This is a genomic window from Furfurilactobacillus milii, from assembly GCF_009864005.1.
GTDB classification, from domain to species: Bacteria; Bacillota; Bacilli; order Lactobacillales; family Lactobacillaceae; genus Furfurilactobacillus; species Furfurilactobacillus rossiae_B.
Genome location: NZ_WEZQ01000005.1, coordinates 200,502 through 214,764, shown reverse-complemented (window position 1 = coordinate 214,764; position 14,263 = coordinate 200,502). Strand labels below are relative to the sequence as shown.

Sequence of the window (14,263 nt, the reverse complement as noted above, 5' to 3'; positions counted from 1 at the left end):
ATCTCATTTTTTCGTTGAGGTGTCGTTCTTTGCCAGGATCTTGTCCTGAACATATTTCAACAATTCTGCGGCCTCATTATTAATTTCACCATCAATAACGGCATTTTGAACTTTTTGCAGGGTTTCACCAACTGCAGGACCAGGTGTTAAACCGGCTTTTTTGATTAAGTCAGCGCCACTCAGCGCAAGGTCATGCGAATCCTTGATTGGTAGCTCATTATAAACGCGCAGCCACTCGTTTGGATCGTCTGGACCATAGCCACTCATGCGAGCAACATTGGTGCCTGCAGCGATTGTGTCTGGCGTCATCGCAAATAGCAATTGTTTGGTAACACCATGATACTGCTGTGCATATGCCAAATGAAGCGCCTGATTGGCCGCCTTGATGATATGATTGGCTGTCTTCCATGCTTGCAAGAACTCCACCGTGTCTGGATATGACAGCCCTAAATGAAATGCCACCATCGCCCAAACCTCAACTTCATCTTTAGGTGCTAATGCCGGTACCGTCGCAATCGTGGACAAATCGATCGTATGCCCCACCAAACCAGGACAATAGTCTGCCAATGTCGTTTGAATCATCATAGACAGGCCACGATATGCTGCTGTCCCTAGCATCATCCGCACAAACTCATCATGAATCCGTTCAACCGCAATTTGACTCAATAAATGCGCGTGCGTGTGAATGGCTGCCAACGTTTTATCTTCAATCTTAAAGTTCAATTGACTAGCAAAACGAACGGCGCGCATCATGCGTAGTGCATCTTCACCAAAGCGTGCTTCCGGATCACCAACGGCACGGATAATGCCAGCTTTCAGGTCACTTAATCCGTCGAACAAATCAATAACTTCGCCATCTTGACGCAGAGCCAGCGCATTAATCGTGAAATCGCGGCGTTTAAGGTCATCTTCCAAGTGGCGAACAAATGTCACTTTATCTGGCCGGCGATAATCTTGGTAACCAGATTCTGTCCGGAAGGTTGTTGTTTCATAGCCAGTTCCATGATCCAGAATCATGACGGTGCCGTGTTCGATACCGGTATCTACCGTCCGTTTGAATAACGCCTTTACTTCTTCTGGGTACGCACTAGTGGCAATGTCCACATCGTGAATTGGTTTGCCTAAAATTGTGTCTCTCACTGAACCACCCACAAAGTAGGCTTCATAACCAGCGGCTTCGAGCGTTGCCAAAATGGGTTGTGCACCCACAAATTCTTGCGGCAATTGTGCTAAACGCATGTTATGCCATCCCCTCATTAACTATTTATCACCCATTCTAGCAGAAATATGGCGTTGATACACTATGGCTAAACTTCAATTGGTCTGCTATCTTTAGTGATAGTAAAATATTCACGGATCATTGGGGGCCATAATGAGACAAGATGAAACGATGCGGTTACGCGACTTCATATTTATTGCACTGGGCGCAGCACTATACGCTTTTGGGTTAGTTTACGTTAATATTGTGAACAGGTTAGCTGACGGTGGTGTTGCCGGAATTTCATTAATATTACGGGCATTATTTAATTTGAATCCTGCTTACACTACGTTTGCCATCAACGTGCCATTGTTATTGATCGGCTGGCGTTTATTGGGTCGACGTTCGTTTGTATACACCGTTTTCGGCATTTCCATGCTATCTGTATGGCTGTGGGTGTGGCAACGGATGCCCATTGCCATCAATATTCACCACGACCTGTTCATAGCTGGTGCCTTGGCCGGCATTATGGGTGGCTTCGGCTGTGGTCTAGTTTATCGTTCCGGTGGCACACTGGGTGGTACCGACATCATTGCCCGCATTTTTGAAAAACAAAGTGGCGTGCCGATGGGACGCAGCCTTCTGATTCAGGATGTCGTAGTGCTATCAGCGTCATTGGTCTACATTGACGTTGTGCACATGATGTACACGTTATTGTGCTCGTTTGTGTTCACCCAGATTGTTAACTTCACCCAATCTGGTGCCTATGCAGCTCGCGCCATTATGATTATGAGCGACAAAAATGAGGAAATTGCAGCAGCCATCATCGCTGAACTCCAACGTGGGGTAACTTATCTGGACGCCGAGGGTGGCTTTACGAATACGCCACGAAAGATGCTCTACTGTGTTATCAGCCCGCGAGAGGTCCAAACGATGCGACGAATTGTAGAACGGATTGACGATCATGCCTTTATGTCAATCTTACCCGTGCAACAAAACATCGGTGAAGGCTTCTCATATAAAGTGGTCAAACGTCGTTCACTTTTCTAAATTTCAATTCTCATGTATTTAAAGGACATTTATGACTAATCAAGCGTATCCGTACCAAACAGAATTTGAAGCTCATTTAAAGCAAAGTGGTTTAGCAACAACCACTATCAATCAGTATCACGGGGATTTACGAGCCCTTTTTGATTACTTGATGCAAAATAATACTGGCTTTGCGACAGCACCGAAATTAACCAATATCTTCGAGCACGATGTTCAAGATTATTTGAGCTATCGCCTAGCACACCACACGATTAATCCCAACACCTACAACAAGTTGCTGTCTCACCTAAATAATTACTTTAAATGGGCTTTTGGACATCACCTCATGCAAGAATTGCCAACTTTAACGATGCACGGTAAAACATTGGCAAAGCCTACCAAGGTGACGGTCAAGTGGCTGGATGAACTTGGTGAAATCGTCGAAGACGGTCAATTGAGCTTTTACACACGACTCAGTTTGTTACTCATTAATCAGGGATTTACAGCTGCTGAATTTTTACAACCAGATTTTTACAAAACATTCGCCACATTACAATGGAAACCGTTTGAGCGGCAATTTATTCGTGCCTACCAGCGTTTTATTGCGCCATTGCAAACAAAGCAACAATCACAGGATCTATTTTTAAAACAACGCCTCGACCTAGAACACCCCCAGCTGACTTTACCCGCGCTGCATAAGTACTTGGACGCTGATGAAGAGCGCTTGGGATTCTCACTTTCGCCGCGTGCGTTACACCAAGCCTTTATTATTGTATATCTGCAACGCCATCGTCATGACGACAATCAAACGCTCGCACAGGCGTTACGATTGACGCCACAAAGTTTGCGTTATTATCAAGAACTACAGCAACAGATTCAGGCATAAGAAAAGCGATTCATCAACATGAGACCACCTGCTGAGGTGTCATCATTCGATGAATCGCTTTTTAAATTATTTTTAGTAACCTTGGTCTTCGTAATCTTCTAATGCTGCAACCATTTCTTCGTCCTCCGGTTGCAACTTTAGATAGTTCCGCAGCAAATTAACCGCAACTTCGGGCTGACCCTGCTCACGGTAGAAGAAGAATGCCGGCTTTAAAAAGTCAGGATTGTCTTCAAAGTAAGGCCGTGCTGCATCATAGTAAGTTTGCGCCTCTTCATTCTTTTCCAAACGAACGTAAGAGACCGCCAAATTCCAATACACTTGTGGATCAACTTGATCACGTTGAACGTACTGAGTTGCCAAATCCACATTTGCTACATCATGATGAGCCTGAACATACAAGTTGCTCAACTGGATCATGAGCGTCTGATTATCAGGATCCAGTGCTAAACCACGTTTGAGGTAGTCCTCAGCAGCTTCATTTTCCTGCAGTTTAAGCGCCAAATTCGCCGCTAACCCAAAGAGGTCCTGGTTATACTCATCGACACCTAAGCCCTCTTGAGCGACCTTATAGGCTGCCTCAACTTGATTATCATCAGACAGTGCACGGGCAAGATACGGATACAGTGACGAATACGAAGGATCCTCGTCATGCAACTGCTCAAATGTGTGAATCGCCTTTTGATTATCCTTAAGTTGCGTATACACAAAGCCAAGTTGAAAACGGACGTCCGGTGTCATATCAGCCGTATGAATCTGCTCAAGATAACCAACCGCCTGTTCAAATTTACCTGAATTAGCATAAGCGACCCCGATGCGGGAAACCAAATCCACGTCTTCCATCTTTGGAATACCACGTTTGATCAAATTCAAATAATAGTTTATTGATTTTTGATATTCACGCATCATGAAATAAAATTCACCAAGTGCGAATAACACCACCGGTTCATCTGGGGCAATTTTTTCTGCCGTTAACAATTTTTGTTCGCTAACTTCAAATAATTCCTCTGATTGATATAGGTCAGCCGCCACTAACAGGCTTTGTAAATACGCATCAGAATCTGGCGAGACGGCATCCAAATAATTAGTTGCAGCGTCCGTGTCACCCTCGTCAATCGCAATGTCGGCCAAGCTCGTTCTCAGTTCGTCCTCATCTGGATACTCTTTTAATAATTTTTCATAGATCCGTTGCGCCTTTTTATTGAAACCTAGGCCATATAATTGTTCAGCCAAATTATACAAAGTGTCGTCATCATCTTTACGTAATGCCCACGCAAATAATTTATTTGATTTATCTACCTGACCGCTTTGCAAAGCATCGAGCATTTGAACCGAATAACTATCCGTCTCACTCATGTTTCGGCCTCCTCATAATTCTTAATATCGACATATCATTGTACCCTTATCCGGCATTTAACACCAGCAAACGCACTGATAGTGTTGCGTTATATCGTTGCGTCGACCAGAAACGCTGTTCCCTGGGACCGGTCTCAGCCTGCTTTGCAGTCTTCAACCTCGACTTTGAGCCTTCACAGACCGAAGTCTCCAAGATCGTCCTGCATGGACTAAGCAGGCATAAATCGCCCCTTAGTCATGCCCTCACGGAACTCTGTTTCCGGTCAACTCCACTCGTCCGCAAAGCAATCAAGTCTGCTGACACTGCAGTAGTTAGATTTGTTACGTTACACTTACTAAGTTTTTGAGTTGGCTGATATGTGAACATAAGGGTGTCAAAATTAAATGCAGCCATGAAGGTGGTGTTAATCTGGCGGGTCCAAGCCGGATTTGCAGCATGGGACGATCGAAAAAACTCGTGGTTTTCGAGGCCTTGCGGCGAGGTGAAAGACTTCGAACTTCAGAAGGCTTGAACCGTCCCTTGGCAGCATTCGATTTTGACAACGGCAAGCGCCAGAGTAACCACTATCTCGAACAAACTATGATAATTAGTTTTGGAAAAGAAAAAGGACCCGGATTTCTCCGAGTCCTTATCCATCAAGTAATAAATTACTTAACAGCATCCTTTAAAGCTTTACCTGGCTTGAATGCAGGTACCTTGCTTGCTGGGATTTCGATTTCTTGCCCAGTTTGTGGGTTACGGCCCTTACGAGCAGCGCGTGAACGTACTTCGAAGTTACCAAAGCCGATCAATTGCACCTTGTCGCCCTTAGCTAAGCTCTTTTGAACTGAGTCAAAAACTGCATCAACAGCCTCGGTTGCTGATTTCTTGGTTAAACCAGTTGCTGCTGCAACATCGTTAACTAATTGTGCCTTGTTTGCCATGTGAGATTTCACCTCCGGATTTGGGCTTAGACGTTTAATTATGTAAACATCTAGTAGCCATCTCTGAGTGGTCCAGAAACGGCGAAACAATAACGGTCAACCGCATCATTTCAACATTCAATTTACCACACAGACATCGTTTGAACAAGCAAAAAAGTGCATTTTTCCTTGTTAAATCAATGTTTCTGGCCATTTTTATAATGAAAGTGATTGAATCGTTCTAATTTGACTGATGCAACTACTTTCGTTGACGCGGAATTAGGTGAATTGGCGTCCCCGTAAAGTCGAACGCCTTACGAATTTGATTCTCCAAAAAACGCTGATATGAGAAATGCATCAGTTCCGGATCATTAACAAAGAAGACAAATGTCGGTGGCTGAATTGCAACTTGAGTGACGTAATAAACACGTAACCGACGCCCATTTTGTGTCGGTGTTGGTGTTGTTGCAATTGCGTCAGTAATCACATCGTTTAATGTTGAAGACTTAATCCGTTTGCGATGGTTGTCGTTAACCTGCTTAATTAAGGCTGGCAACTTGTCCAAACGTTGATGCGTCTTTGCAGATACGTACACGATTGGTGCATAGTCCAAATACTGGAACTGGTCACGAATCTCTGCTTCAAAGTTAGCCATTGTGTAATCATCTTTGGTTAAAGTATCCCACTTGTTAACAACGATGATAATCGCACGACCAGCTTCATGTGCGTAACCGGCAACGTGTTTATCCTGCTCGCGGATACCTTCTTCAGCATTCAAAACGACCAGCACAACGTCACTCTTGTCAATGGCACTCATCGCGCGCATGACCGAATACCGTTCTGTGTTTTCATAAACCTTACCACGTTTACGAAGCCCGGCGGTATCAACCATGGTGAACTCATCGCCATCGGGATCTGTAAACTTCGTGTTAACGGCATCACGAGTAGTACCGGAAACATCCGAAACAATGACCCGATCTTCACCCAGTAAAGCATTAACAATGGATGATTTGCCGACGTTAGGCCGACCAATCAAACTGAAACGGATACTGTCATCCTCATCGTTAGCTGCATCGGTTGGAAATTCTTTAACCACTGCATCCAATAAATCGCCTAAACCGGTCCCATGAGCACCAGAAATTGGGTATGGATCGCCAAATCCAAGTGTATAAAAATCATAAATTTGTTGACGTTGTTCTGGATTATCGGCCTTGTTAACGGCTAATAAGACCGGCTTATCAGCTCTGTATAAAATCTTTGCGACCTGTTCGTCCTCGTCGGTGACACCTTCTACCGCACTCGCCAAAAAGACGATTACGTCAGCTTCATCAATCGCAATTTCTGCCTGTTCGGTGATTTGCACACTAAACGGTTGATCTGACAGATCAATCCCGCCAGTATCAATCAAATTAAAGTGACGACCGAGCCACTCTGCAGATGAATAAATACGATCACGGGTAACTCCCGGCGTATCTTCCACAATGGAAATTCGGTCACCCACTAAACGGTTAAAAATTGTGGATTTTCCGACGTTTGGTCGGCCAACAATGGCCACTGTTGGATTAGCCATAGCTTTCCTCCTGTTCTTGTTCAATATCGTGTCCTAGTTTACGCAATTGTCACGTATTTCGCAACAATCCGCACGCTGGGAGACATCGCATTACCATAAAAAAAGATTCCCCCAAAACGGAGGAATCCATGGTAGCTTAATTCAACCTACTTGTTTAAATTGTTACCAGTCAAATCGCCAATGGTGAAACCACCATCATCATCGCTTGAGTAATTTTGAACATCATTACGGGAAGCGCCACGATCTTCGTGTTCTTCATGGTTATTTTCACTGGCTGGCTTTTCTTCCAATGCCTTGATGGATAAACCAAGACGTTGTTGCTCAGGGTCAACATTCAGAACCTTAACCTTAACATCTTGTCCAACCTTCAAAACATCATTTGGTGTAGCAATGTGTTCGTGAGAGATTTGTGAAATGTGAACTAAACCTTCAACACCTGAGAACACTTCAACAAATGCACCAAAATCAGTCAAACGACGAACAGTTCCGTCAAGAACGGCACCAACTGGAGCCTTTTCTTCGATGTCATCCCAAGGACCAGGTTGTGTCTGCTTCAAGGATAATGAAATTCGTTGACGATCTGGGTCAACATTCAATACCTTAACCTTGATTTGTTGACCAACCTTTAAGACATCACTTGGCTTGTTAACATGCTCGTATGAGATTTCCGAAACATGGACTAAGCCATCCACACCACCGAGGTCAACGAATGCACCAAAGTCAGTCATCCGTGCAACTGTACCTTCGACAACATCACCAGCAACAAGTGTTGCAAACAACTCTTCACGTTTAGCCTTGTTTTCTGCTTCAACAATGGCACGGTGGGACAAAATCAAACGGTTTTCGCTTGGTTCGATTTCCACAATCTTAAACGTCAATTTTTGACCCTTGAATTGGTTTAAATCTTCAACGTAGTGGTCAGAAACCATTGATGCAGGAACAAATCCACGCACACCAGCATCAACCACTAAGCCACCTTTAACAACTTGTGTAACAGTGGCATCCAAGTTGTCGCCGCTTTGGTATTCCTTTTCAATGTTGTCCCAAGCCTTGCGGGCTTCCAAACGACGTTGTGATAACAGGTAACTGCCGCCTTCTTTATCGTTGCCAATTCGTGAAATGACAACTAAATCCAGGACGTCACCGACTTTTAATGAATCTGAATCAGAAGTTAATTCCTTTACTGGTACGACACCTTCAACTCCAGTGTCGCCGATACCAACAATTGCTTGTCGGTCTTCGTCAATGGCCAATACTTCACCCTTAACGACATCGCCAATGTTTACTTGGCCCGCGTTGTTTAACGCATCTAATAATTCTTTGTTGTCTTCGCTCTCGCTCATCAAAAAATCCTCCTAGTGACAATATCTATTTAACATAATAATCGAATTACCGACGAAATACCAGTAATAAGCCTAACCTTGATGATTTAAATATTGATCGATGGTCTTTGAAATTTGTTCGACCACTTGCTTAACCGATAATGAAGTCGTATCTAAACGCTGGGCATCCTTGGCCTGAACCAATGGTGACGTCTCCCGATGAGAATCTTTGTAATCGCGAGCCTGAATTTCATCTTCCAGTGTTTCAAGTGAAACCTCAATGCCCTTACTCTGATTTTCCAAATAACGACGCTGGGCGCGTTCCTTAACACTGGCAACCAAGAAAATCTTTACCTGTGCATGTGGCAAGACCGTTGTGCCGATATCACGACCGTCCATCACAATACCACCCGCCGCAGCAATCTTTTGCATTTGCGCAGTTAAGGCAGCCCGCACTTGCGGTAAGGCAGCGACTGTTGAAACGTTATTAGTAACGTTCTCACTACGAATTGCCTTTGTAACATCCTGATCACCTGCAAAAACGAGTTGATCCGGCGAACCAGCTGCAAAATGAATCGGTGTCTTATCGACGACAGCCATTACTGCGGATTCATCGTCTAGTTGAACATTCTGTTGCAGTGCAACCCATGTAATCGCCCGATACATTGCACCCGTATCTAGGTAAACGTATCCATATTTGGCGGCCACGAGTTTAGCAACCGTACTTTTCCCAGCTGAAGCCGGGCCATCAATGGCAATTTGAATGCCATTTACAGCAGAATCATTCATGCTTGTCCTCTCCTATACACATTCTCGAACCTTATCATTATACCGAATGTTGAAACACAAAAAAATGTCTCAGTTTAGGTTATTACCAAAATGAGACATTTCTTAGCTTAATTTCACTGTTATTTAACGCGGAGCTTTTGCCCAGGTGCAACTTGGGATGAACTTGAGAGTCCGTTTAGTGTTAACAGTTGCTGTAAGGACAACCCATTGTTAACAGCAACGCGGTACAAGCCTTGACCGGCTTCAACCGTGACATATTTATTACTACTATCGGAGCTGCTAGAACTGCTTTGGCTTGAAGATGAACTAGTGTCATCTGAACTAACCGTATTGTCGCTGGACTGTGTCGTTGCTACAGAACTACTGTCATCTGTGACACTACTGACCGCTGTTGTATCAGTCGAACTTGCACTGTCACTAACTGAGCTCACAGAAGATGACTTGCTGGAAGCTGTCTTTTTTTTTACAGACGAACTACTCGTTTTTTTCTTAGATGAGGAGACCGACACGGCCGCGCTCTGAGGATGATTAAACGTATTCATGTGAGCCAGATAATACCAGGTTGGTACTGCGGCTAACGCAATGATAACTAGGACAAGCAATGCCGTAATTAATGAATTATGGCTATTACGCTTGCGGTTAGCAGTACGAGATACTTCACCATTATCCTCCGAAAACTTTTTGTCCCAAGGCTTTTGTCCTTGAGGATCGTTATTTTGACTCATGACGTTTCCTCCCTGTTTCCTATCACTGTCTAACATACTAGCATATTCAAACATTGGAATTAGTAAAGTTTTCGCTAAAAAGTGCCTTAAACTGCTGACGCCAGCCTGGAATTTGCATTGTTTTTTGCAATTCATGCTGATCCTGTGACAATCCCAATTCTGACAATGAGAATTCCGTTCCGATAGGCGCACAGCAACTGTGGTCATGTGGCACCGAAGTTTCATTGAAACCATTCAGCAGAGTTTTGCGCAAACAGTCAGTTGATCGCGTAAAGTTAATAAATTTGCGTAATGCAAGCTGCCGCTCTTGACGCAGTACGCTAAAACGGTCTATCAGTTGTTGTTCACTAAAATGATGCTTTTTGTAATAGTCAAGTAACTGGTCCATATCTGTTTGTAACGCCGGTTGTTTGGCTTCATAAAATGTTTTGACTTGACGATCATTCGGTAGTGGAAGCGTCGCCAAATCAGCTGGCAATTGTTCGTCGCCTGGCGCAATGAGACAAATGGCAATACTTTGTTGCCCATCACGGCCTGCCCGTCCTATTTCTTGCACGTAATCATTTAAGTTGCCTGGTAAATGATAGTGAATGACAAAGCGAATGTTATCTTTATCAATGCCCATCCCAAACGCACTCGTTGCACAAACAACTTGCAATTGGTCGGCCATAAATTGTTGTTGGACCGTATATCGCGTTTGAGCATCTAAGCCAGCATGGTAGCTTGCCGCAGGATAACCAGCGTCGCTTAGCCGTTGCGCCCATTCATCGGCTTGTGCCTTACTTGAAAAATAAATAATTCCAGGCTTAACAATCTTTGCCATCAGGACCATAAGTTCGGTAGCCTTCTCCTTTCGCGAAGTAACGGAACGCATCGCTAGGAAAATATTGGGACGATTTACTGACTGCCTGATGACTTGAACGTTTTGCTCATCATCAGTAACCATATTCATCGACGCTTTTCTCGCAGCTGTTGGCCTTAAACGTAGCTGTGTCAAAATGTCGGTTTGAACGTGTTCATCAGCGGTAGCGGTCAACGCACAGGTTAATGGATTGCCCAGTTGACTTCGAACGTCGCCCAAGCTCAAATAGGCGGGTCGAAAATCTGGTCCCCACGTTGAGATACAGTGAGCCTCATCAATAACCAGCAGCCCAATATTACAATGCTGAATTGACGCCATCACACCCTCATTTTGAAGCATCTCCGGTGAAATAAAAATAAATCGATATTGTTGTAGTCTACTTAAGATACTGTCTTTTTCCGGTTTAGTCAGCAATGAGTTCAATGCCACTGCTCGCCGTTCACCGCGCTCATTCAATCGTCCCACTTGATCCTGCATTAATGATAACAACGGCGACACAATTAAACACGGACGGTTTATCAAATAAGTTGTCAATTCATAAATTAATGTTTTGCCACTCCCAGTCGGCAGAATGGCCAGGACATTTCGTCCTTGTTGTAAACTGTCAATTGCTTCTGCCTGTCCAGGTCGAAACTTCTTGAGACCAAAATGAGTACGCAATGCCGCTTGCCGATCACGTGCTAAATCAACAGCAGTCTCTGATAATTTTAAACGTGGATCATTTGGCTTAACATGACGTGGCAATTGGATGTCATTGTCAATTTTATGTGGTTCACGACTCATTTTTGCTTTGTCTCCCAAATTTGTGTCATTCGATATTGAAAAAACTGAGCCGGCGTGGAACCCAATGAACCTTGCCAATTGTCAATATTGACAGGTTGATGTTTTTTGATACTTTCACGAGTAGCCTCGTCAACGCATTTTTCATACGGAAACTGATCCAGCGGTAATAAAATCGCGGCAGTTAATAAATGTTCATTAATTGTACTGGGCCTCAATCCCCGTTGTTGTGCAATCACTATTCTTGTTGTCCCCTGCTGAACGGCACTGAGTGTTTGTTTCACCGGTCGTGGTAATGCCTGATCCATAAACGGACTTAATAAGTTACGCCACCCCTGCGTGTCGGCTTGGCAAAACTGTACAAATGCTGCCAAGTTGGCCGCCTGAATTAAATCAATTTGCCATGTCGGCAGTTTCAAAGCTTGTGAAAGCTGTTGAACGGTATACCCTGGATGCTTTTCCCCAGCCAGTTGACTCAAAAAGACGTCTGCGTTCCGCGACGGCATTGTCGTTAACCAACAGTTCAAGGACAGCGTTAAGTCACGTAAATGGTTCTCATCAAACGAACTACTTCTGAACCAGCGCCGCACCTGTACTCTGGCACGTTCACTAACACTAACAGGAAAATACCCCATATCGTGATAAATGGTATGTGAAAGAGCCTGAATGCCTAATAAAGTAGTTTCAGCCACGATTTTAACGTGCATAATTCGATACATTTGCCGCTGTTTTGCCGGAAAGAGTTCTGACAGTTCGTGATTTTCCAGCGCCTCATTGCTCAATAATTGGCCGTCCGACTGAACTGTCACTCGTTTTTCCCTCACTAACTTATTTACCGCTTCGTTAAACGTGTCCCACTGTAACGATGGCAGTACACTCAGCCATGACAACAAATCATAGCGGAGCGCCCAATAGAGCACCGACACCGTTCTCTTGCCGGTCAAACAGTTAAAAATAACTTTGGGTCGACGTGGTTGTGAAGCTGATAATAAACGGATTAAAAATTCTGGATTCACGCCAACCCCTCCTACAATGCTGTGATGTCAGTTTAACACAAGACCGCTGACTACTAGCGACAGAAAAAAGCAACCAAGCTAAAATGGCTGCTTTTACATTTACTCATTTCATTATTTATTATTAATGGCACGTCGTTGTCTGCTTAACCATGGTGCCATTCGCCAATAAACAATCCAAAAAGCAATGCCGATAATGACGCCCTTGATTAGATTGAATGGCACCACTACAGTCCAAATCAACGCTGGAATGTTTGTTGATTGCGGTAAGCCACCAACCTTCATGTATAACGGAAACATTAAAAATGCATTGAGCAATGCCATAATAATTGTCAGCAACACCGTACTCAGTGAAATTCCAACTGACAATTTAAAACTGATCTTTCGGTTTGACCGCGTTAACAACCAGTAAATCGGAATCACATACGCCATATTGGCTACAAAAGCAATCGTGTCACCAATTAAGCTAAAAGGATTGATACCCTTTAGCAATAAATGTAAGACCACCGCGATTAGCGCAATCAATGCACCATCGCCCAACCCATAAATCACTGTTCCCAGCAAAATAATTAATAAGCTGAGATCCAGCTTCATAAATGTTGCTCCCGGCAAAATCGGAAACTCTAAAAACATGATGACCGCCGCAACTGCGCCTAACACGGCGACGCTGATCATCCGTCGTAATGCTGTACTGCCCATCTGAAACTCCTCCTTAAGTACCCTCGATGGAACTGTCACAGTTTTCATCTTGAGCACCATTTTAGATGGGTCATCTTCTTTGGCATGGCAATAAAAAAAGTCTCATCACATTCCTTCAAGGGAACACGATCAGACATGTTGAATCCATCAAAATAAGACTCATAATTGCCGATCTTCTTTATACCAGACTTTACTGTCGGCCTTGGAATTTCACCAAGATCAATCTCCATTGAATGGAGAGTCGCGGGCTATCACCGCCGGTCGGGAATTTCACCCTGCCCTGAAGACGAACCAAGTATTAAATTTGTAATTACTTACAAGTGAAGTTTAACACATAACCAAAAATGGTCAACATAATCTTCTTCTCCACGTGTAATTATGTGACTAAGCGTTAGCGGCGAAAACCCTTCTTGTTTGAAATCGATTCACGTAATGCTTCGAGTTCAACAGATTTCAATTCACGATAATCACCAGACGTCAGACCATCAAGAGTCAAAGGACCATAACTGTCGCGTCGCAACTTTTCAACTGGAAAGCCAACGGCCGTCAACATGTTTTTAACTTGGTGATTATGACCTTCATGAATTGTTAATTGAACGATAGCTGTGTTTTTACGGTGATCAACACTAATCAGCTTACTTTTAGCTGGCGAGGTCTTATGACCATCAACAACGAGACCATGACGCAGTTTTTCTAAGGCATCGTTTGTCGGCACGCCTTTTACTTTAGCGACATACGTTTTATCAACTTTAAACTTAGGGTGCATTAACTGATTGGCTAGTTCACCGTCATTAGTCATTAACAGCAATCCGGACGTATCGTAGTCCAAACGGCCAACCGGATAAATTCGCTCATCAATATCGTCCAATAAATCGACTACCGTCCGACGCCCCTTGTCATCGTGGGCAGTGGATACAACACTGCGCGGTTTGTACAACAAATAATACACAAACTGCTCTTGCTGGATTGCAACACCATCCACTTGTATTGCATCATCCGCAGTCACTTTTGTGCCTAATTCGCGAATAACCGTTCCATTAACCTGAACATGTCCTGTCGAAATCAATGTTTCAGACTTACGCCGCGATGCGACACCGGCCCGAGCCATAACTTTTTGTAATCTTTCTGCCATTA

General features: G+C 43.9%; 13 protein-coding genes and 1 riboswitch. Of the genes, 2 read left to right on the top strand and 11 right to left on the bottom strand.

The window, feature by feature from the left end:
- Positions 1–3: 3 nt before the first annotated feature.
- Positions 4–1,239 (bottom strand): CCA tRNA nucleotidyltransferase, encoded by a 1,236-nt coding sequence (locus GB993_RS03780; protein WP_161003154.1) that lies wholly within the window; start codon positions 1,237–1,239, stop codon positions 4–6.
- 133 nt (positions 1,240–1,372) lie between these two features.
- Here GB993_RS03780 and GB993_RS03775 point away from each other — a divergent pair, with 133 nt between their 5' ends.
- Complete coding sequence (locus GB993_RS03775; RefSeq protein WP_161003153.1) at positions 1,373–2,248, top strand: YitT family protein; 876 nt, start codon at positions 1,373–1,375, stop codon at positions 2,246–2,248.
- Between the two features lie 31 nt (positions 2,249–2,279).
- Positions 2,280–3,113 carry a site-specific integrase gene (locus GB993_RS03770; RefSeq protein WP_161003152.1) on the top strand — a complete coding sequence of 278 codons (834 nt, stop codon included), beginning with the start codon at positions 2,280–2,282 and terminating at the stop codon, positions 3,111–3,113.
- A 72-nt stretch (positions 3,114–3,185) separates the two neighbouring features.
- Here GB993_RS03770 and GB993_RS03765 read toward each other — a convergent pair whose 3' ends face one another.
- From GB993_RS03765 to GB993_RS03720, 10 genes are all read right to left on the bottom strand, one after another.
- Positions 3,186–4,466 carry a tetratricopeptide repeat protein gene (locus GB993_RS03765; protein ID WP_161003151.1) on the bottom strand — a complete coding sequence of 427 codons (1,281 nt, stop codon included), beginning with the start codon at positions 4,464–4,466 and terminating at the stop codon, positions 3,186–3,188.
- A 648-nt stretch (positions 4,467–5,114) separates the two neighbouring features.
- Positions 5,115–5,390: an HU family DNA-binding protein gene (locus GB993_RS03760; protein WP_017261921.1), complete on the bottom strand. Its 276-nt coding sequence runs from the start codon at positions 5,388–5,390 to the stop codon at positions 5,115–5,117.
- Positions 5,391–5,628: 238 nt separating this feature from the next.
- On the bottom strand, positions 5,629–6,939 hold the full coding sequence (gene der, locus GB993_RS03755) for a ribosome biogenesis GTPase Der (RefSeq protein ID WP_161003150.1): 1,311 nt from the start codon (positions 6,937–6,939) through the stop codon (positions 5,629–5,631).
- Between the two features lie 146 nt (positions 6,940–7,085).
- Positions 7,086–8,282, bottom strand: a complete 1,197-nt coding sequence (rpsA, locus tag GB993_RS03750; RefSeq protein ID WP_161003149.1) for a 30S ribosomal protein S1 — start codon at positions 8,280–8,282, stop codon at positions 7,086–7,088.
- A 72-nt stretch (positions 8,283–8,354) separates the two neighbouring features.
- Positions 8,355–9,050, bottom strand: a complete 696-nt coding sequence (cmk, locus tag GB993_RS03745) for a (d)CMP kinase (RefSeq protein WP_161003148.1) — start codon at positions 9,048–9,050, stop codon at positions 8,355–8,357.
- A gap of 119 nt (positions 9,051–9,169) precedes the next feature.
- Entirely contained in the window at positions 9,170–9,775 is a 606-nt protein-coding gene (locus GB993_RS03740) for a LysM peptidoglycan-binding domain-containing protein (RefSeq protein WP_161003147.1), read from the bottom strand.
- A 46-nt stretch (positions 9,776–9,821) separates the two neighbouring features.
- Positions 9,822–11,420: a RecQ family ATP-dependent DNA helicase gene (locus GB993_RS03735; RefSeq protein ID WP_161003146.1), complete on the bottom strand. Its 1,599-nt coding sequence runs from the start codon at positions 11,418–11,420 to the stop codon at positions 9,822–9,824.
- Positions 11,417–12,433: a helix-turn-helix domain-containing protein gene (locus GB993_RS13175; protein WP_161003145.1), complete on the bottom strand. Its 1,017-nt coding sequence runs from the start codon at positions 12,431–12,433 to the stop codon at positions 11,417–11,419. The genes GB993_RS03735 and GB993_RS13175 overlap by 4 nt, the downstream gene beginning before the upstream one ends.
- A gap of 111 nt (positions 12,434–12,544) precedes the next feature.
- Complete coding sequence (locus GB993_RS03725; RefSeq protein ID WP_161003144.1) at positions 12,545–13,129, bottom strand: ECF transporter S component; 585 nt, start codon at positions 13,127–13,129, stop codon at positions 12,545–12,547.
- Between the two features lie 167 nt (positions 13,130–13,296).
- Positions 13,297–13,421, bottom strand: a riboswitch (FMN riboswitch).
- A gap of 99 nt (positions 13,422–13,520) precedes the next feature.
- Positions 13,521–14,261, bottom strand: a complete 741-nt coding sequence (locus tag GB993_RS03720) for a pseudouridine synthase (RefSeq protein ID WP_161001260.1) — start codon at positions 14,259–14,261, stop codon at positions 13,521–13,523.
- Positions 14,262–14,263 lie beyond the last annotated feature (2 nt).

Bases quoted from the DNA above. Each gene is read 5' to 3' on its own strand.
- GB993_RS03780 (WP_161003154.1), bottom strand. From the start codon at position 1,239: ATGCGTTTAGCACAATTGCCGCAAGAATTTGTGGGTGCACAACCCATT.
- GB993_RS03775 (WP_161003153.1), top strand. From the start codon at position 1,373: ATGAGACAAGATGAAACGATGCGGTTACGCGACTTCATATTTATTGCA.
- GB993_RS03770 (WP_161003152.1), top strand. From the start codon at position 2,280: ATGACTAATCAAGCGTATCCGTACCAAACAGAATTTGAAGCTCATTTA.
- GB993_RS03765 (WP_161003151.1), bottom strand. From the start codon at position 4,466: ATGAGTGAGACGGATAGTTATTCGGTTCAAATGCTCGATGCTTTGCAA.
- GB993_RS03760 (WP_017261921.1), bottom strand. From the start codon at position 5,390: ATGGCAAACAAGGCACAATTAGTTAACGATGTTGCAGCAGCAACTGGT.
- der (WP_161003150.1), bottom strand. From the start codon at position 6,939: ATGGCTAATCCAACAGTGGCCATTGTTGGCCGACCAAACGTCGGAAAA.
- rpsA (WP_161003149.1), bottom strand. From the start codon at position 8,282: ATGAGCGAGAGCGAAGACAACAAAGAATTATTAGATGCGTTAAACAAC.
- cmk (WP_161003148.1), bottom strand. From the start codon at position 9,050: ATGAATGATTCTGCTGTAAATGGCATTCAAATTGCCATTGATGGCCCG.
- GB993_RS03740 (WP_161003147.1), bottom strand. From the start codon at position 9,775: ATGAGTCAAAATAACGATCCTCAAGGACAAAAGCCTTGGGACAAAAAG.
- GB993_RS03735 (WP_161003146.1), bottom strand. From the start codon at position 11,420: ATGAGTCGTGAACCACATAAAATTGACAATGACATCCAATTGCCACGT.
- GB993_RS03725 (WP_161003144.1), bottom strand. From the start codon at position 13,129: ATGGGCAGTACAGCATTACGACGGATGATCAGCGTCGCCGTGTTAGGC.
- GB993_RS03720 (WP_161001260.1), bottom strand. From the start codon at position 14,261: ATGGCAGAAAGATTACAAAAAGTTATGGCTCGGGCCGGTGTCGCATCG.